13 protein-coding genes and 1 pseudogene are annotated in these 19,233 nt (G+C 47.8%); 9 read left to right on the plus strand and 5 right to left on the minus strand.

All coding sequences use genetic code 11. The features are described 5' to 3' along the window. Positions 1-33: 33 nt before the first annotated feature. Positions 34-210: pseudogene (locus PCO85_04685) on the minus strand (IS110 family transposase). A gap of 126 nt (positions 211-336) precedes the next feature. On the opposite strand from PCO85_04685, the gene pflB reads away from it, so the two are divergent. The 5 genes from pflB to PCO85_04710 all read left to right on the plus strand — a co-directional run bounded on the left by pflB (position 337) and on the right by PCO85_04710 (position 8,903). Continuing rightward, positions 337-2,619, plus strand: coding sequence for a formate C-acetyltransferase (gene pflB / locus PCO85_04690; protein WJV54738.1), 2,283 nt, complete (start codon positions 337-339; stop codon positions 2,617-2,619). Positions 2,620-2,688: 69 nt separating this feature from the next. Beyond that, positions 2,689-5,703, plus strand: coding sequence for a flavocytochrome c (locus PCO85_04695; protein WJV54739.1), 3,015 nt, complete (start codon positions 2,689-2,691; stop codon positions 5,701-5,703). A gap of 75 nt (positions 5,704-5,778) precedes the next feature. Continuing rightward, positions 5,779-6,744 (plus strand): FAD:protein FMN transferase, encoded by a 966-nt coding sequence (locus PCO85_04700; GenBank protein WJV54740.1) that lies wholly within the window; start codon positions 5,779-5,781, stop codon positions 6,742-6,744. A 444-nt stretch (positions 6,745-7,188) separates the two neighbouring features. After that, complete coding sequence (locus PCO85_04705; protein ID WJV55999.1) at positions 7,189-7,305, plus strand: hypothetical protein; 117 nt, start codon at positions 7,189-7,191, stop codon at positions 7,303-7,305. Between the two features lie 65 nt (positions 7,306-7,370). After that, positions 7,371-8,903, plus strand: coding sequence for an IS66 family transposase (locus tag PCO85_04710; GenBank protein ID WJV54741.1), 1,533 nt, complete (start codon positions 7,371-7,373; stop codon positions 8,901-8,903). A gap of 275 nt (positions 8,904-9,178) precedes the next feature. On the opposite strand, the gene PCO85_04715 is transcribed toward PCO85_04710, so the two are convergent. Both PCO85_04715 and PCO85_04720 read right to left on the minus strand, forming a co-directional pair. Next, positions 9,179-10,570, minus strand: coding sequence for an MmgE/PrpD family protein (locus PCO85_04715; protein WJV54742.1), 1,392 nt, complete (start codon positions 10,568-10,570; stop codon positions 9,179-9,181). A gap of 14 nt (positions 10,571-10,584) precedes the next feature. Further along, positions 10,585-12,120 (minus strand): MFS transporter, encoded by a 1,536-nt coding sequence (locus PCO85_04720; protein WJV54743.1) that lies wholly within the window; start codon positions 12,118-12,120, stop codon positions 10,585-10,587. Positions 12,121-12,291: 171 nt separating this feature from the next. Between PCO85_04720 and PCO85_04725 the strand changes: the two genes are divergently transcribed. Then, entirely contained in the window at positions 12,292-12,900 is a 609-nt protein-coding gene (locus tag PCO85_04725; protein WJV54744.1) for a TetR/AcrR family transcriptional regulator, read from the plus strand. Here PCO85_04725 and PCO85_04730 read toward each other — a convergent pair. Next, positions 12,897-14,054: an ABC transporter substrate-binding protein gene (locus PCO85_04730; GenBank protein WJV54745.1), complete on the minus strand. Its 1,158-nt coding sequence runs from the start codon at positions 14,052-14,054 to the stop codon at positions 12,897-12,899. The two genes, PCO85_04725 and PCO85_04730, sit on opposite strands and share 4 nt — an antisense overlap. A gap of 3 nt (positions 14,055-14,057) precedes the next feature. Beyond that, positions 14,058-16,154: a TonB-dependent siderophore receptor gene (locus PCO85_04735; GenBank protein ID WJV54746.1), complete on the minus strand. Its 2,097-nt coding sequence runs from the start codon at positions 16,152-16,154 to the stop codon at positions 14,058-14,060. Between the two features lie 181 nt (positions 16,155-16,335). Here PCO85_04735 and PCO85_04740 point away from each other — a divergent pair, with 181 nt between their 5' ends. From PCO85_04740 to PCO85_04750, 3 genes are all read left to right on the plus strand, one after another. Further along, positions 16,336-16,566 carry a phosphopantetheine-binding protein gene (locus tag PCO85_04740; protein ID WJV54747.1) on the plus strand — a complete coding sequence of 77 codons (231 nt, stop codon included), beginning with the start codon at positions 16,336-16,338 and terminating at the stop codon, positions 16,564-16,566. Positions 16,567-16,856: 290 nt separating this feature from the next. Further along, entirely contained in the window at positions 16,857-18,467 is a 1,611-nt protein-coding gene (locus PCO85_04745) for an AMP-binding protein (GenBank protein WJV54748.1), read from the plus strand. Continuing rightward, positions 18,464-19,195 (plus strand): alpha/beta fold hydrolase, encoded by a 732-nt coding sequence (locus tag PCO85_04750; GenBank protein WJV54749.1) that lies wholly within the window; start codon positions 18,464-18,466, stop codon positions 19,193-19,195. Before PCO85_04745 ends, PCO85_04750 begins: the two co-directional genes overlap by 4 nt. Positions 19,196-19,233 lie beyond the last annotated feature (38 nt).

Below are 19,233 nucleotides of genomic sequence, written 5' to 3' on the forward strand. Positions count from 1 at the left end.
AACAATCTGTCACCATTTTTCGGTACGCTGTAACATCAGTGCGATAGCAATAGCCAGTGCATCATTGCCATCGTTTTTCTGCCCACGAACAAAAGGTTTTACATACTGTGGGCTGATGATTTTCACCTTCTTCCCCAGTTTTTCAAACTCCGATTGCCAGTAAAACGCTCCAGTACATGATCTGACAGCGATTAATCAGCGTGGAATTGATATTTATCAATAAACCACACGATAACACGATGAAAAAAAACACAATTGTTGAATATTAGCAAAACAATGGGATAGTAGCATTAATTATTAGACGATCGGTCAATATTAAGTTATGAGGTAACTAAAATGAAAGTAGACACGCGAATGATGACTGAAGCCTGGAAGGGGTTTGTCGGCGATAAGTGGCAGAAAGCGGTCGATGTCAGGGAGTTTATTCAACAAAACTATATTCCATATGAGGGCGATAGCGCATTTCTCGCAGGACCCACCCCATCGACAACTAAATTATGGAATATCGTTCTTGAAGGGATAAAACAGGAAAACCGCACTCACGCTCCCGTTGATTTCGATACGTCCCTGCCTTCTACAATCACGTCGCATGACGCAGGTTATATCGATAAAACTGAAGAAAAAATTGTTGGTCTCCAGACAGATAAGCCGCTTAAGCGAGGAATTATTGCTTACGGCGGTATTCGCATGGTGAAAAATTCATGTGAAGTTTACGGCAAAGAGCTGGATCCGGTGACCGAAAAAATTTTTACGGATTACCGTAAAACCCATAACCAGGCCTGTTTCGAACTTTATACCCCGGATATCCTTGCCTGCCGTAAATCTGGTGTGATTACTGGCTTACCAGATGCATACGGACGGGGTCGCATTATAGGTGACTATCGTCGCATTGCGCTGTATGGCCTGGCGTTCCTTATTCAGGACAAACAAGCACAGTTTGAATCCACTCAGCCAATGCTGGAAAACGCAGAGCACCCCACTTCGGTACTGCGGTTACGTGAAGAACTGGCAGACCAGATTAAAGCATTACATGACATTCACGAAATGGGGCTGAAATACGGTATTGATATGGCTGGCCCGGCACGAACTGCGCAGGAAGCGGTTCAGTTTACTTATTTCGGCTATCTTGCCGCAGTAAAATCCCAGAATGGTGCAGCCATGTCACTTGGCCGCACTTCAACCTTCCTGGATGTTTACATTGAGCGTGATCTTTCTGCTGGTCTGCTTAATGAACAGGAGGCTCAGGAACTTATTGACCATTTCATCATGAAACTGAGAATGGTTCGTTATCTGCGTACTCCGGAATATGACTCGCTGTTCTCCGGCGATCCGGTATGGGCTACTGAAGCGATGGCCGGAATGGGGACAGACGGTCGCACCCTTGTCACGCGCACCACGTTTCGATATTTGCAAACGTTATACAACATGGGGGCTGCGCCTGAACCAAACCTGACCGTCCTGTGGTCTGAGCAACTTCCTGACGGATTCAAACAGTTCGTTTCGAAAGTCTCGATTGATACATCTTCAATTCAGTACGAAAACGACGATCTGATGCGAAACGATTTTGGTAATGACGATTATGCTATCGCCTGCTGTGTAAGCCCACAGATCCTCGGTAAGCATATGCAATTTTTCGGTGCCAGATCTAACCTTGCTAAAGCATTACTTTATGCAATCAATGGCGGTATTGATGAAAAATCAGGCGTACAAGTTGGGCCAAAAACTGAGCCAGTAAAATCGGAAATACTTGATTTTGAAGATGTCATGGCACGTTATGACAGTATGCTTGACTGGCTTGCCACTCAGTATGTAACCGCACTGAATATCATCCATTACTCACACGATCGTTACAGCTATGAAGCCTCCCTCATGGCGCTCATGGATCGTGATGTCTATCGTACTATGGCATGTGGTGTCGCAGGGCTATCCGTTGCGGCTGATTCACTTTCAGCGATTAAATTTTCGCAGGTCAAACCCATTCGAAATGAAGCGGGTATTGCTGTCGATTTTGAAATTTCCGGCAGCTACCCGCAGTTCGGTAACAATGATGCTCGGGTGGATGAACTGGCCTGTGATCTGGTTGAGCGGTTTATGAAGAAAATTCAGAAACATCCAACCTACCGCCATGCCACACCAACTCAGTCAGTGCTGACCATCACCTCTAATGTTGTTTACGGTAAGAAAACGGGGAACACACCAGATGGCCGCCGTGCTGGCGCACCATTTGGTCCGGGTGCTAACCCGATGCATGGGCGGGATCAGAAAGGCGCTGTCGCTTCTCTGACATCAGTGGCACGTTTGCCATTCACTTACGCTAAAGATGGGATTTCCTATACGTTTTCCATTGTCCCTGGTGCTCTTGGCAAAAATGATGCGGTCCGCGGTAAAAATCTGGCCAGCTTGCTGGATGGTTACTTCCACCATGACGAGGCTATAGAAGGGGGACAGCATCTCAATGTGAACGTGATGAACCGTGAAATGCTGCTGGATGCGATGGAACATCCGGAAGATTATCCTCAACTCACTATTCGTGTATCGGGTTACGCCGTGCGTTTTAACTCACTTACACGAGAACAACAGCAAGACGTCATAACAAGAACTTTCACATCGTCATTATGATGTTGAGAAAAATAAAAATAATGATGCGGAAACGTTCCATATGAGAAGAGATTTGCTAAAGGAAAATTCATGAGCCAGTTAATCAAAGAAATATTATTTCAATCAGGAAACAAGCTAAAAAATCGTATTGTAATGGCACCAATGACGATTCAATCTGCTTTTTTTGATGGCGGAGTGACGCAAGAGATGATCACCTATTACGAATCTCGTTCTGGTGATGCAAGCGCAGTTATTGTTGAAAGTGCTTTTGTTGAAAATTATGGTCGTGCTTTTCCTGGTGCATTAGGGATTGATACGGATAGCAAAGTGACTGGCTTGAAAAAATTAGCTGATGCGATCAAGGCAAAGGGCTCAAAAGCGATATTGCAGATCTATCACGCAGGACGTATGGCAAATCCGGAATACAACGGTGGTCACCAGCCAATATCGGCAAGTCCTGTTGCAGCTCTGCGTGATAATGCAGAAACACCACTTGAAATGACTGAAGTTCAGATCGAAGCAATGATTGAAAACTTTGGTAATGCCGCTCGTCGTGCCATTCTGGCTGGTTTTGATGGTGTTGAGATCCACGGTGCTAACACTTACCTCATCCAGCAATTTTTCTCTCCTCACTCAAACCGCAGAAATGACAAATGGGGTGGGACCATTGAAAAACGTACGACATTCCCGCTTGCGGTTTTGGAAAAGGTCAAACAAGTTGCTTTATCTCATGAGAAAACAGATTTCATTATCGGCTATCGTTTCTCGCCAGAAGAGCTGGAAGAACCGGGAATCCGCTTTAACGATACTATGTATCTTTTGGATAAACTCGCAATCTGTGGCCTGGATTATTTCCACTTTTCTATGGGGAACTGGGCACGTAACTCCATTGTGGATCCAGAGGATAAAGAATCACTCATCACTAAGTATCGTCAACTTCAATCGGAAAATGTAGCAAAAGTGCCGGTCATTGGCGTAGGGGGAATTGTCCAGCGTGCTGATGCAGAACAGGCGCTCTCACAAGGTTACGATATAGTGAGTGTCGGTAAAGGCTATTTGGTTGAGCCGACTTGGGCCGCTAAGGCTCTAAACAATGAGCAGTGTGCAGAATTTGCTGATATTGCCCAACAGGGAGAATTACAAATACCGACTCCGCTTTGGGAAATCATGGACTATATGATTGTGGATAGTGCGGCTGAAGCACTAAAACATCAACGCATTAAAGAACTGCAAAACGTTAAAATTGAATTTAAACCGGGTAAATATACGGCTTACGGACGAGGTCATAACAGCGACTTACCGGTAACGGTGGCCTTTTCGGAAGATAAGATCCTTGATATTTTTGTTGATTCCTCAAAAGAGTCTGATGGCATTGCGAATCCAGCATTTGAGCGTATTCCTCAACAAATTATCAATGACCAAACGCTAAATATTGATGTAATTTCTGGCGCAACGGTAAGTAGCCAGGCGGTTATTGATGGTGTTTCAAATGCGGTTGACCTTGCTGGCGGTAACTCTGAAGCGCTTCGTTGTAAAGCGAGAAAACCGGTTGAATGGTCATCTGAAACTATTGAAGAAACCGTTGACATCGTGGTTGTTGGCGGCGGCGGTGCAGGCTTGAGCGCAGCCCTTACTGCCCTTGATAAAGGCAAATCAGTCATTTTACTGGAAAAATTCCCGGCCATTGGTGGTAACACCGTTCGCACTGGCGGTTGGGTAAATGCAGCGGAGCCCGAGTGGCAGAATGGCTTCCGTGCTCTACCGGGGGAAAAAGAAAACTTGATGGCGATTGCCGATACGCCGGAATCAGAGTTTGTAGATGGGTATCTTGCTGATTTTAAAATACTTAAAAAACAGCTTAATAGCTACTTTGTTGATGTGGAAAACGGTAAACACTATCTATTCGATTCTATTGAGCTACATCGCATCCAGACTTACCTGGGAGGTAAACGTACCGATCTGAATGGTCAATCCATTTATGGTCAATACGACTTAGTGGAAACCTTAACCTCGAATGCTATGGAGTCAATCAATTGGTTGAGTGATAAAGGCATCGACTTTGATCGCAGTGTGGTTGAAATCCCTGTAGGTGCATTGTGGCGTCGTGCGCACAAGCCAAAACGTCCTAAGGGTGTTGAGTTTGTTGATAAACTACAGAAGCGAATTCAAGAAAAAGGGGGCCGAATAATCACCGATACCCGTGCAACGGATTTGATTGTTGAAAAGGGTAAAGTTGTTGGCATCAAAGCAACACAGGCAAATGGTACCAGGCTGGTACTCAGTGTAAATAATGGTGTGGTGCTCGCATCAGGTGGTTTCGGTGCCAACACAAAGATGATCAAAAAATACAATACTTACTGGAGAGAAATTGCAGATGATATTAAAACAACCAACTCTCCGGCACTTATTGGCGATGGCATCGCAATTGGTGAGAAAGTTGGTGCAGAGTTAGTGGGTATGGGCTTTGTTCAGCTGATGCCAATTGGCGACCCGAAATCTGGCGCACTGCTAACAGGATTGATCGTACCACCAGAGAACTTTGTCTTTGTGAACCAACAAGGTAAACGTTTTATTGATGAGTGCGGAAGTCGTGATGTACTCGCTGAGGCCTTTTTCGATAACGGTAGCGTCATATACATGATTGCCGATGAGAAGATTCGTCAGACAGCCGCGAATACATCTGATGAAACCATCGAACGAGAAATCAAAGAAGGTATCATCATTCAAGCGGATACACTTGATGAGCTGGCTGAGAAAATTGGTGTTCCAGCAGCTGAATTAACGGCAACGATCAATCAGTACAACATCTATGTAGATCAGGGTCATGATCCTGAGTTCCATAAGAGTGCATTCGGTTTGAAAGTGGAACAAGGACCATTCTACGCAACACCACGGCAACCATCGGTGCACCACACGATGGGGGGACTAAAAATTGATACTAAAGCGCGTGTTATCAATAAAGAAGGCAACATCATTCCTGGTTTGTATGCGGCAGGTGAAGTTGCTGGAGGTATCCACGCAGGTAACCGTCTGGGTGGAAACGCGTTAATTGATATCTTTACTTATGGTCGAATTGCTGGTGAGAGTGTAGCCGAGCAGATTTGATCTCAGTGAAATACAGTAAATCAGAGGGAGTATGCTTCCCTCTGATTTATTAATGCCATGCTAATCCGCAAAATAATGAAAATGACAAAATATCAAACCAGATTCCAGATGATGGGGACATTCATTGATTTAGTAATTTACCATCCGAATGGAGAACAACTCATCAAGGATGCCTACCGCCAGCTCTATCAATATGCCCAGCGATTCACAGTGAATCAGCCTTATTCTGAATTAATGTGCGTGAACCAAAACGCAGGTATTGCCCCCGTTGTCGTACAACCAGATCTTTTTCAACTAATAAAAATAGCCAAAGCGATTAGTGTGGATTCAAAAAATCCCTTCAACATTGCCATTGGGCCTTTGGTCAAAACGTGGCGTATTGGCTTTAAAAATGCCAGAGTACCAATGCGAGATGAAATATCTGAAAAACTCCCTTTGGTTGATCCGCACAATATTGTTCTGAATGAACATGAACAGTCCGTTTACCTGACTCAATCAAACATGGAAATCGATTTAGGGGCAATTGCCAAAGGTTACTTTGCCGATGAAGTGAAAAAGAAACTGGTGAGCGCTGGTGTTGAACATGGTTTCATTAACTTAGGAGGGAATGTATTAACTATTGGTAATGTGCCTAATAAGACCAACCAGGCATGGAATGTGGGCATTCAAAATCCTTTAGCTGAACGTGGGTCGGTAGTTCGCGTTATGCCGCTTACAGGAGGTTCTATGGTTACTTCTGGTATCAATGAACGTTTCTTCGAAGCCAATGGTCAGCGCTATCATCACCTGCTTGATACTCAGACGGGAATGCCAATTTCAACAGATATTGCCAGCATTACGATTTTTTCCAAATATTCTATAGATGGTGAAATTTGGAGTACCGCTGGATTTTTATCTTACATTCATGACGCCATTTTTTACTTAAACCAACAAACTGATATTGAAGCTATAGTGATTTCGAAACACGGTAAAATTCATGTGACTGATGGTTTAATTGATGATGGGGTTCATATTGTTGTTTGTGATGGTAAATCACCTTAGCAAGAGCTGCTATATGAGAGTTGATCCTACCCAAGTAATGTGGACACAGGCCTAAGCGAGGTTATCGTTTTCAAATTGTTCTGGACTGAGACCACCCGGTAGCTGTCAACGAAGTTGACACTCTTATTCGTTTTTTACTCTGCAGATTTTAGCCCGGTTTCTGGCTTGTCTGGAGTAAGCGTACGGCGAACTCGTATTGTTAACAAAGCTCTGCTGCCACATGCTTCCCTCATTCAATACAACGAATCGGAGGTGAAATATGGCAAAACGGTATTCTCACAGTGAGCGGCAACAGCATCTCGATGCCTGGCAACAGAGTGGATTAACCAGACAGCACTATTGTCAGCAACACGATTTGAACCCTGCCACCTTTTATTATTGGCTCAAACATCATCGCAATGACGCTACCGTGACCGTTCCCGCCGTCTTCATCAGGGCCACTTTATCTGGCCCCGGCAAGGTGATGTCGTCTGGCTGCTGTCACCCGAGCAGGCAGACTGGCTGATGAAAGGCATCGACTGGCAGCGGGTGGATGGCCTGGATTTAACCGGCTGGAAATAACAAAAATAGTATTTAATATATTGATTATCAATGACAATCTGGTGCCACGCTGATAAAATGGTCGCATGAATATCGATGCCTTGCTGACCTCAAAAGACCCCGATGAACTGCGCGCTCTGGCGTTGAAATTACTCGCGGACCTCGAGCAGCAGACGCAGCAAAACCAGACACAAACGTGCTATATCCAGCAACTGGAAGAGGCGCTAAAAAATGCCCGCCAGTGGCGCTTCGGGCGTAAAAGCGAAGCCTTCCAGGGTGAACAGCGCGGACTGTTCGATGAAGATATCGAGGCTGATGCCGCCGATATTGAACAACAGTTGGCCACGTTATTACCCGAACCTGAAGCCGACAAACCCGCCGTGCCCAAACGCCGACCGCTGCCGCCGGAACTACCACGCCAGGATATTCACCTTGCCCCGGCATCCGATAGCTGCCCGGACTGTGGCCATGCCCTGCGCTTTATCCGTGATGAAATCAGCGAAAGGCTGGAGTATGTGCCGGCGCGTTTTATCGTGCATCGCCATATCCGCCCGCAGTTCAGCTGTGAACACTGCGATACCGTGGTCAGTGCTCCGCTGCCGGCACAGCTGATAGAAAAAGGCCAGCCCGGCCCAGGGTTGCTGGCGCAGGTGGTCAGCGCCAAATGCCTCGATCATCTGCCGCTCTATCGCCAACAGGTTATCTATCAACGCAGCGGTGTTGATATCCCGCGCAGTACGCTGGCGGGCTGGTTCGGCGCCGTGGGCGCGGCGCTCAAACCGCTGGCCGAGCGCCTGCATCACGACCTGCTGCAACATCCGGTGCTGCAAGCCGATGAAACCACGCTCTCCATTCTCGACCCCGGCAAGGGTAAAACTCAACGTGGTTATCTCTGGGCCTATGTTACCGCTCAAAGCGCCGAGCAGGCGATAGTGCTGTATGACTGTCAGCCGGGACGCAGCGGACAGTATGCGCGCGACATCCTTGATGGCTGGCACGGTACTCTGGTAGTAGATGGTTACGCCGGTTACCAGGCGTTGTTCGACAGCGGCCAGGCCCTGGAAGCGGGCTGTTGGGCGCACGCCCGACGAAAGTTCTTTGAACTGTTTACCATCAATAAAAGCCCGGTGGCCAAACTGGCCCTCGACAGCATCCGTGAGTTGTACCAACTTGAGCGTAAAATCAAACAGCGTCCGGCGGATAAAAAACGCCGATGGCGACAGCGCTATGCGAAACCTGGACTGGAGGTCTTCCATCAGTGGCTGGTGTTGCAACAGCCGCAGGCCGCGCCCAACTCCGCGCTGCGCAAAGCGTTGGACTACATCCTGAAACGCTGGCCGGCCTTACTGCGCTATCTGGATGACGGGCGAGTACCCATAGATAACAACCGCTGTGAAAATGCGATACGTCCGGTGGCTCTTGGGCGCAAGAATTGGATGTTTGCCGGTTCGTTGCGTGCTGGGCAACGGATGGCGGCTATCCTGAGTCTGCTGGAAACCGCCAAACTCAACGGCCACGACCCGTATATCTGGTTGCGGGATGTACTGACCCGCTTGCCGACCTGGCCCAACAACCGAATCAGCGAGCTGTTGCCCTACGCCGAAAATAGCTTTAGCTGATACTGGTCAGTCTATAACATTATTTTATCTGCACAACGTGAGTTCACCCCCTTACCAAGGATACATGAAAGCAGGAAATTGACTCCCCTGAGTGGGATCGCCTTTGCCAGTAAATGGCTAATAAATAAGCCAAATCAGAATTATCTTCCTGTCAAGACTACCAGAATGATCACCTTTTTATCTCTGAGGGACTCTCACTGTATTAACAAAAGTAACCTGTGGGTATGTCAATGGGTTGAAATTAAAATATTCGCCAAAAAATAATTTTACCTCTTTCAGAAAGGTTTCAGGCTTAGTAAAGAAATGAGTGCGTCAATTGATGGCGCATTAGTTAAATTTTCCACAATATTAATTAACGTATTGCTGTTAGCTTGAAATTGCTCACAGTTTGATAACGAACAACAGGTGATGAATTTATTACGAATGTCCTGCAAGTCGGTCGGATTTTCCGGCCAACCACGACCGAAGGCTGACTTAATAATTATCGGGGGATTTCCTTCTGGCATGATATGAAGTTCAAACTTGTCAAAACGTTCGAATTCAGGCTGCTCGCGTATTTCAACACGCTTTGCGAGGGCCATCACCTGCGGATCTTGCGCTGACTCGGCACTGAATTCGGCCGAGGTGGCTTTTCCCCGCAGAACGGCGTTGGCAATCACGTATCGGGCACTAAACTGGGCGTCAATCGCAGGGGTCTTCTCAGGCGCATAGTCCGCACCACATACCATGCGCATTGTAGGCGAAGCATTCAGCATGAGGCGGGTTTTGGGATCGGTTATTAACGTTTTAGGTAAATTAGTTTTAAGCAGGGTATCCGTCAGGGAAAGTAATATGCTGCAATGAGGATATAGTTTAAAACAGGTGGCTTCTTCACCTAAAAATTGCAAACCCAGTTTATGGGTTAATTGCGATAGATCGGGTTTTCCCGGCGCATACAAGTTGAAAAAACCGTTTTCACCGCACAGTACTCGTTTCGGACCACTTATCCCTTCCTGAGCTAGCATCGCTGCTTCCAGAGCATGGCGCGCCACTATTCCTTGGCTGATGCGAACTGCCAGCGTTTTATCTTGGTAGTGCTGAAAGGTCCCAATTCCGAAATCAAACGCCAGCCCAATAGCGGAAGTAAATGCTTCCCGGTTCAGCTTTAGCAGGCGTGCAGCAATGACCGTCCCCGAGAATAAACCGAGAATGTTTGAGTCAAAACCACGGTAGAAAAATCCATTGGCCTGAGCCGCAAGATTGATGCGCTGGCCAAAGTCCTGAGCGACCGCTAGTGCAGCGAGCATATCTAAACCGGATACCCCTGACAATTCACTGGCGGCCAATGCGACCGGAATATCCGATGAGCTGGGGTGCCAACCTGGCGATAACACGTCGCAATAGTCCAGCGATCTGGCTCTTACTGCATTAACAAAAGCGGCCTGCGGCGCCGCCAGACGCTCACTACTGCCCAAAATGTGTGCTTCGGTACAACCACTCCAGCGGCGCGCTAATTTTAATGCTGCATCTACGCCGGTCTGGTTATAGCCAGCGGCCAGACAGCCAAGATTATCCAGCAGGCGTTTGCTTTGAAAAGCGAGCGCGGACGGGGGAACCATGCAGGCGTCAACGCATAAAGCAAAGTCAATCAACTCTTCAATTGGGTCTATTTTTATTTGAGCTAACATAAAATTTCCTCTTCTTAATCTTGAGATTTACTTACCATGATTGGGTGTTGAATTGAGGAATGACGAAAGTGGGGATGGAGCATGACCAGTAGCCACACGGTCATGACTAAACTTACTGCGCCCGCCCACAGCATGGCGATGGAAAACCCGCTGGCAAATGCGTCACTGGTCATTTTTGCTAATGTAAAAGGTGGTAACGTAAGGTCGCCGATCAGTCGGTGATCAACAATTGCGGATTGAGCAATATCAAAAGATTGGGGAATATGGTTATCGTTTAACCGTTCACTCAACTGTTTAACCGCGCGTAGACTCATTAACGTACCTAAAAGTGCAATTCCCAGAGTCATCCCTGTTTGCCTAAGTGCATTCATCAACGCCGAAGCCATTCCTGAACGCTGGGCAGGGACACTGCGCATCACAAGTGCGCTAGTCGCCGGCATACCTAGCCCCATTCCCATACCCAGGACGGCTAAAAAGATTGCGGTGTTCAGGTAGTGACTGTCAGCCTGTAACTGAGCCAGCAGCAGCAGTCCAATGCCGACCAACCCGTATCCGGCAATGGCGAGACTGTTCACGCTGAATCTTGCTGACAACCGACCAAACGATGAAGCCATTATGGCCATTGCAATAAATTCGGGTGCCATCCTCCAGCCGGTTTCAATTGGACTCCAGCCTTGTGCTTGCTGCAAAAATAGAGAGACGAAGAACACGCTGCTATAAGAAGAAAAACCCAGCACCGCAGAAGCCAGGTTATACCCGGTAAAATCTGTTTTGCGAAACAGAATTAGCGGAACCAGCGGGCGACTAACCTTTGTTTCAACCCAGATGAACAAAGCAAACAGAATCAGTGCGCCCGATAGCGGCCAAGATGCCAAGGGGTTGTGCCATCCATATTGACCTGCCGAAATTAAGCCAAACGTCAGTAAGCCCAACCAGAGAATGCTAAGTGTCTGGCCGATGGGGTCGAGTGCCGCATGTTCAGGGTGCGAGCTTTCGATAAGTCCCCATGCTCCCAGTAAAAACGCGATGATACCTATTGGAATGTTGATGAGAAAGATGCTCGGCCATCCTGAGCTGTGAACCAAAATACCGCCTAATATCGGGCCTACAACCAGTGACAAAGCATTGACGGAGGACCAGATACCAATCACCCGTATACGTTGCTGCTCCTCGGGAAATGCGTGCGTCAGCAGTGATAAAGCCCCAGGGATTACGGCTGCCCCGGCGATCCCCTGTATCACTCGACCAATTAGCAGACCAGCGAGGCTACCAGCAAAGGCGCAGATAATGGAGCCCAGCGTGAACAGCACAATGCCACCTAACCAAATTCGCTTGCGGCCAAACCTGTCTCCCAGTGGGCCTGATGAGAGGATCAATGCGGAGAGGCAAAGTGCGTAAGCGTCAACGACCCACTGTAGACCGGACATACTGGTTTTAAGCGACTTGAGCATGGTGGGGAGTGCCACATTAACGATGCTGATGTCTAGTGAAGCCATAAAGGTCCCAAGACATATAGCGATAACTAACGAAACACGGTGTAAGTTGTGCATAAAGAGCCCCTCGCGAAATGTTGTTGATAATACTGATAATCATTATCATCATAAATTATGACTGACCGTCGGTCAATAATGTTCGGCATGATTACCTTCTTGGCCATTGGTCATCTGGTCAATGGAGATAACATTGGTTACGATGTGCATTAAACCGGGAGTGAAATAAAGATGAAAACACCAGAAAAAAGTAAAGAGTTACAGCCTCGGACGAAACCAGCAGAAGTTCGCCTAGATGAACTGATGGACGCCGCACAACAGCTGTTTATTGATAAAGGTTTTGGGTCAACCACCGTGAGTGACATTGTTCGCGATGCTCAAGTGGCGAAAGGAACCTTTTATCACTATTTTCTCTCAAAAAATGAAATGCTATATGCATTACGTGAACGATTTACCCAGCATTTTATTATCAAAATCCAGCAGGCAGTCGATGCCTGTGAACCCAGGGATGGCGTCGCGAGACTGCGTGCCTGGTGTGATGCCGGGGTTGCCGCCTATCTTGAAGGGATGGAACTTCACGATGCGCTGTATCACGACCACCATTACCATACCCGAGGCAATCAGGATCGGGATGCCGTGCTGGAGCAAATACAGACTATTCTCGACGACGGCATTGCCGCTGGATCCTGGCAATTGGAGAATCCGCGTCTGACCGCAATCCTGATGTATCACGGTATGCATGGCGCGGTAGATAATGCCATGGTGGTTGATGAAGATAATAAATCTTCACTGGGAAGCCAGCTATCACTAGAGTTTCTGCGCCTTCTGGGATGCCGTTAATTTTCGTCATCGTCCAGTGATGTCCAATAACCGGGTTGCCAGGGTATCGGTAGATAACGCTCAAACAGTTCGGCCAAGGTCTGTTCTGCCGAGACCTTGGCGAAAAGCGTCGGATGAAACCACTTTGCCAGCCGTTGTATAGCAACAAAATTAAATGGATGGTCATAAAAAGGGTGCCAGATGGCGTAGACCTTCCGCGATTTGACAGCCGGCAGGAAGCGATAGGCCGGACGTTGCATAAGTTTTTCCAGTTTGTGTTTTGCCAGTGCAATATTTGCGTTAGGCCCTAGATGTACCCAGTCGCCTCTAGGGGCGTACAGTTGCCAATTACTCCCCGTCACCAAGATCTTGTCCGGATGAGAGGCAATGACCGTTTCCTGGCTCAGCGTCCCATAAGTGCCAAAAATCAGTTTTGCGGCGATATTATTGCCACCGGCCACAGACACCATTTCTCCAAAGTTTTCTTTACCCCATGAGAGGCAACAATCGTCATACAACCCCGCTGCTCGTTCCATCAGTACGCGTGGGATGGACGGGTGAGCACGTGCCAGCGTGTCGAATATAATGTTCAGATGGTACTGGCGGAAACGGTTTATGGCGGCTGCGCGTGCAGGTTGCTCGAAAAGTGTACCCATTAGAGTAATGCTGCGTGCAGTATTGTCCATCAGGTGAATGCTCATGTCGACAAACACCACCGGGATGCCAGAAGCCGTAAGATGGTCCATCATTCCACTGGTTTCAACCGCTCTGCGCGTATTGAGATTCAGCACCATGACATCCGGTCGCAGGACAATCAGCCTTTCAAGATCAAACTGCATTTGCTGTATCCCACTAAAGGTGGGCAATTCGGCCAGTTTGGGGAAGTTGCGGCAGTACAGGTTATAGCTGTCGAGATCGGCGGTGCGAAAGTTATCTCTCCATCCCACAAGTTTCTCTAGCGGATCTTCGCGGCACAGTGCCGCGACGGTATAAAATAGATTACCTTCCCCAAGGAAAATACGCCGTAGAGGTTTGCGCAGCGTCACGTCACGATTGGCAATATCACGCACCGACTGGTTGTTAGGCAGGTCGGACGCTGCTTTTGCTGGGGGCAGCAGAGCCTGACCGCTGAATGCCAGCATGCCGCGAATAAAAGTACGCCGTTGTATCTTCATGAATCAAAAGCTCCAGCTAACTGAGCCGATTATGCTTCTCTCTGCGCCGATACTGCAATAAGGCGCGCTGGTACAGCTGGCAACCCACGACTTATTGGTGATGTTGGTGAAGGTGAGGCCCAATTCAAGATTGTAGAGGCGAGAGTCCCATGCCCCTGGGGTATAGCGAAGCGACACGTCACCCAGCCAAGTTGCCGGTACTTTGAAGGTATTGGTGCCGTCACCCCAACTGGCACCAAGATAGCGAGCCCCGACGCCTGCCAATAGCCCCTGAAGTGGCCCTCGATTGAAGCGATAATCGAGCCAGAGTGAACCATTTTGTGCTGGCACGCCAACCGGATGTTTTCCCTGCGTATTATCTGTCGCCGAGGTCACCACATTGTTAACCCATGCCCATGAGGCCAGCATACTCAGGTTTTTAGTCAGCGCCGCTCGCGATTCCACTTCTACGCCGCGCGAGCGGACTTCGCCGGTCTGAGTGTAGTAACTGGGATTAAGAGGGTCGATGGTATTGGTGTCGCGCTGACTGAGTTGATACAGAGCGACGCTCACCAACAGGTTGCTGCCGTCCGGTTGGAATTTTAAACCTGTTTCATATTGGGTTGAGTGGGTCGGCTTGAACGGTTTTCCGTTAGCATCAGTGCCTGTCAGTGGCTGAAATGAGGTTGAGGTGCTCACCCAGGGTGCAAGCCCGTTGCTAAAGGGGTAACTCAAACCTGCACGATAGCTCCATGCGCTATCATTGGTTTTAACGTTGGTTTGCGTCAGATTATTTTGGGTACGCATTTGTGACCAGTCATGGCGGCCACCCAGCAGCAGATGCCATCCCTGCCACACCAGTTCATCCTGGCTATAGACGCCAATCTGGTTGAAATATTGGGTTGTCGAGGTATGCGATGTCGCAACTGGATCAAATGAAGGACGGTAATTTGCAGACCAGGGGTCAAACGTCACGGTTTGTGATACCCATAAATTTTTATTGAATTTGCCAGCTTGATAATCTAAGCCGCCTAAAATGTGGTGATTTACCGCACCGGTATAAAACTCATAAAGGGCCTGATTATCTACCGCAATGCTGTTAGCGATGCTGGGAGCGTCCTGATAGACGGCAGTGAGTTGGCTGAGATCTGCGGTGATTGCGCGAGTAAAATCACGTCTTACGGCAGAATCAACGTGGGAATAGCGCAGGTTTTGTTTAAACCGCCATCCGCTGTTGAACAAATGATCAAACAACGAGGTGAAATCATATTGTGTTCGCGCGGAATTTTCATGCGACGGATCGCTGTAGTTTTTATCGGTATCAATTTTTCCGCGCGGATTAGGAAGCAGGCCGAGCACCTGGGCTGGTAAGGTATTGTAATAACCCGATTTTGGTTCACGCAGGTAGTGTAACATTAGGGTCCAACTTGTGCGGTCATCCGGCTGCCAAGTCAGTGAGGGAGCAAGATAAAGCCGCTGTTGTTTGGTGTCTTCGATTTGTGAACCTTGAGTTCCGATCAGGGCATCGATACGATAAAGCCAGTATTCGTCTTCAGTTAAGGGAGCGGTGGAGTCGATGCTTAAAGAGCCGGTATGATGGTTTCCTCCTTCGAGTTTTACCTGATGGGAAGGCGTAGCGGAAGGGCGCCGAGAGACCTGATTAATAATTCCACCAGCCCCTCCTTGACCATACAGCGTTGATGAAGGACCGTGCAGAACCTCAACGCTTTGCAGTCCCCACGCTTCAATCTGTGGACTCCAAATCCCGCTATTGCCAATCACCCGTAAACCATCAAGATAAAAATCGGCATCAAAACCGCGAATGCGGGCGAAATCGACGTTGCTGGCAAATGCACCAAAGCGCTCGATGGAGATACCGGAGTTATAACGCAGTGCCTGACTGACGGTGGACGTGTCCTGTACGTCCATTTGCTCGCGGTTCACTACCGAAATAAACTGTGGTGTTTCCTTCAGAGAACTGAGCGTTTTAGTGGCAACCTGAGACTTGGTTGCAACATATCCCATCTGCGCGGTTTCCTGAGTCGGGTCGTCCTCGGCAGTCACAATCAGCGTGTCATCTGCAGCATTAGCGTTCTGAATCGCTATACCAACCAATAGCATTCCGCCCCATTTAAAGCCTCTCCTACCGATAAACTTTCCCAAAGTATCATCCCTAAATAAAAGTCAAACATTGTTAGTGTTCTTTTTTTAAAACTGACGAAATTTCATGACAAAATAACCATTGACTGACTGGCGGTCAACGTTAATAATTATCACTATCATTTAAATTAAAGGTAACTCCATGATGAACATAGAAACTTTAATTACTATGCTGGCCGAGATAGGTGTGCCGAATGAAGTACTTGAAGATGCCGATGGCAGTTGGCAGTTGCGACAGGATTTGGGGCTGACTTCGGCGGAAACGGTAGCGTTGCAGGTTCGACTTCAGAAGCAGTTCGATGCTCCGGTCTCTTTGTGGAGTAGTCACGATTATACATTGGATGAAATTGTTTCTTTAGGGACGCGCCGGTGATTTTCAGGAGCAAACCTATTTCACTAATTTAATTAATTAAATTAGTGAATGAGAAGCATTTGTATAAATTTTTAACAAATAGCATGTGTGAAATTTATTGACTGACGGTCAGTCGTGGTGTTTTAGTAAGACGAGCAATTACAAGATAGCGTTACTTAAATTTTGTTCTTCCATGTGAGTAATAGTGACCTCCAGCCAGACTGGAAACGGATAAAGTCTCTTTACCCAGCATGATGATGACTGAAAATTTACTTAAATCAGGCAATTATCATGCACATGATGGAGTTGAAATGGAAAAGCTTACCGCTTCACTGAATCAACACCTTTTCAAGGTACTCAGCCAAAAGACCCAACGTCCCGCGTTGTTTGACCGAGATAGCGTTATTACCTATGCCCAGCTTGCAGATAAAGTGGCGTCTTGCAGTTATCGTCTTCAGCAGCTTGGCATCGTGAAGTCAGACCGAGTGGCACTACAATTGCGTAATACCCATGAGGCAGTAGTCCTCATGCTTGCCACTCTCATGCTTGGCGCTATACCTGTCCCTATTCTTCCTTCGTATCGTGAAAAAGAGTTGCGTCATATTTTACGCATGACTTCACCCAAAGTTATTGCTCTTCAACGTAGCTCACGTCGCTACAACGCGTTGGCTAGCCTGCAGAAGTTGCAACGGGAAGGGATTCACGTCGATGTGGTATTGGTAGAAGATTATGGCGAACGACAGGAAGATACTCGTTGCTTGAATCTTCAGATTTTCTGTTCTGCATTCGACTCGGTACCCGAGCAAATACTCATTACAATGTCACCGGATGACACTGTAATGATGCTCCTCTCCAGCGGTACCACCGGTCTCCCCAAGGCTATTGCCAGAAAAAATGGCGGCTATAGTTATATGATTGAGCGTGGTTGCGAGGTGTTTTGTCTCGACCAGAGTTCGGTCTATCTGGCAGTGATGCCCGTTTCACATGGATTTGTCATCAACTGTCCGGGAATATTGGGAGCGCTATTACGCTCAGGTGCGGTAGCGCTTGCCGATACGTTGTCGGCCGAAGATTCACTTGAGATAATTGCGCGATGTGGGGTGACGCATACTACCCTCGTCCCAACGCTGCTTTCACAGTGGAGCAGCCTGCAACGTCAGTTCCCACGTCATATTGACTCTCTTTGGCATGTGCAAGTGGGCGGGGCAAAAGTCACTCCTGAACTTGCTGAAGTTGCCACTGGAGTACTCGGTATTACTTTACAGCAGTGTTATGGCATGAGTGAAGGTCTGCTCTGTTTTAACCATATTGACGATGATGACGTTATTCGCTTTCACTCACAGGGACGTCCGCTGTGCAATGAAGATGAAATCCTGATTGTTGATGAAGCGGGAAACAACGTTCCTGTTGGGCAGTCTGGTGAACTTATCACTCGCGGGCCTTATACCATCACCCGCTATTATCAAAATCCCCTTGCCGACAGTACCTCCTTTACCCGCGAAGGTTTCTATCGTACAGGCGATTTGGCGCATATAGACGGGCAGGGTAATGTGTTTATTGATGGCCGAGTCAATGATGCTATCAATCGCGGAGGGGAGAAGTTCTCACCTGATGAGATTGAAAAATTGGCTTTACAACATCCTGCTATTAACAATGCTGCTTGTGTAGGTATGAACGATCCTCTCTACGGAGAGGTTCCCTGTTTGTTTGTCTGCACCGATCTTGCTGAACTTACTTTGGGGTCGGTGCGCCGATTCTTCGAACAGCAGGGACTTGCATCATTTAAGGCTCCTGAAAAACTGCTCATTGTCGATGCTATACCGATGAAAGGGATCGGAAAAATTGACCGCCTTGCCTTGCGCGCGCGTCTTAGCGAAGACGCATTTCAACAGCCGAAACTGCCTGTAGAGCTTAAGCTATGATACAGCAAGCCAGTCATAACGGATGCGTTATTCGATATAGCGCTAGCAGCAGTGCGCCAGCTAAACAGCAGTTGGTTGTATTTCCGCACGCCGGTGGCAGCGCTTCGTTTTATCAGCCCTGGAGGCAAAGGCTTCCTGAAGAATGTGACCTTTTTGTTGTGCAATATCCTGGACGTGAAACACAGGGCACAGAGCGCCCCTGGCCGAGTGCAGAAAAAGCGATTACTGTGTGCGCCAACGCGCTGCATTCGCTATTGGGCATTGCGCCGATAACCTTTTTTGGTCATAGCATGGGGGCATTACTGGCACTGCATGTGGCATCTTCATTGCGCAACACACGATTCACCATTCGCCAGTTGGTGCTGTCTGCTCAAAAAGTGCCCGAAGAGTTAGTGGAGCTCAACAAGGCAAAAACGCGAAAGGCCTTGGTTGAAAGCATTCTGGCCCACAGTGAGCAAAGTGGTGTGATGGAGTTGGACGACCTCACTCGTACCAGCGTGGCTGACTTTATTCTCCAGGATCTAGAACTGTTGGCCCAACTGGCATTACTGCCGATCAATGACCTTCCATTACGCATTTTTGGTAGTGAAAACGATCCGTTGCTTGGCGTTTCTCAGCTTGAGAGATGGCGCGAAACAGTGACAAACAGCCAGGTGACAACGTGGCCCGGTGGGCACTTTTATTTTAAGCAGGATATTGATGAATTTTTACGCCAACTGCTCCAGTAAAGGTGTGTTGGTAAACATAACTCATTGTCAGATTAGGA

The sequence above is a fragment of the Prodigiosinella aquatilis genome, assembly GCA_030388725.1.
In the GTDB taxonomy this organism is placed as follows: Bacteria; Pseudomonadota; Gammaproteobacteria; order Enterobacterales; family Enterobacteriaceae; genus Prodigiosinella; species Prodigiosinella aquatilis.

Coding starts and splice junctions, on each gene's coding strand:
- PCO85_04735 (WJV54746.1), bottom strand. CDS start 16,154: ATGCTATTGGTTGGTATAGCGATTCAGAACGCTAATGCTGCAGATGAC.
- PCO85_04725 (WJV54744.1), top strand. CDS start 12,292: ATGAAAACACCAGAAAAAAGTAAAGAGTTACAGCCTCGGACGAAACCA.
- PCO85_04695 (WJV54739.1), top strand. CDS start 2,689: ATGAGCCAGTTAATCAAAGAAATATTATTTCAATCAGGAAACAAGCTA.
- PCO85_04720 (WJV54743.1), bottom strand. CDS start 12,120: ATGCACAACTTACACCGTGTTTCGTTAGTTATCGCTATATGTCTTGGG.
- PCO85_04715 (WJV54742.1), bottom strand. CDS start 10,570: ATGTTAGCTCAAATAAAAATAGACCCAATTGAAGAGTTGATTGACTTT.
- PCO85_04745 (WJV54748.1), top strand. CDS start 16,857: ATGGAAAAGCTTACCGCTTCACTGAATCAACACCTTTTCAAGGTACTC.
- PCO85_04710 (WJV54741.1), top strand. CDS start 7,371: ATGAATATCGATGCCTTGCTGACCTCAAAAGACCCCGATGAACTGCGC.
- PCO85_04750 (WJV54749.1), top strand. CDS start 18,464: ATGATACAGCAAGCCAGTCATAACGGATGCGTTATTCGATATAGCGCT.
- PCO85_04740 (WJV54747.1), top strand. CDS start 16,336: ATGATGAACATAGAAACTTTAATTACTATGCTGGCCGAGATAGGTGTG.
- pflB (WJV54738.1), top strand. CDS start 337: ATGAAAGTAGACACGCGAATGATGACTGAAGCCTGGAAGGGGTTTGTC.
- PCO85_04730 (WJV54745.1), bottom strand. CDS start 14,054: ATGAAGATACAACGGCGTACTTTTATTCGCGGCATGCTGGCATTCAGC.
- PCO85_04700 (WJV54740.1), top strand. CDS start 5,779: ATGAAAATGACAAAATATCAAACCAGATTCCAGATGATGGGGACATTC.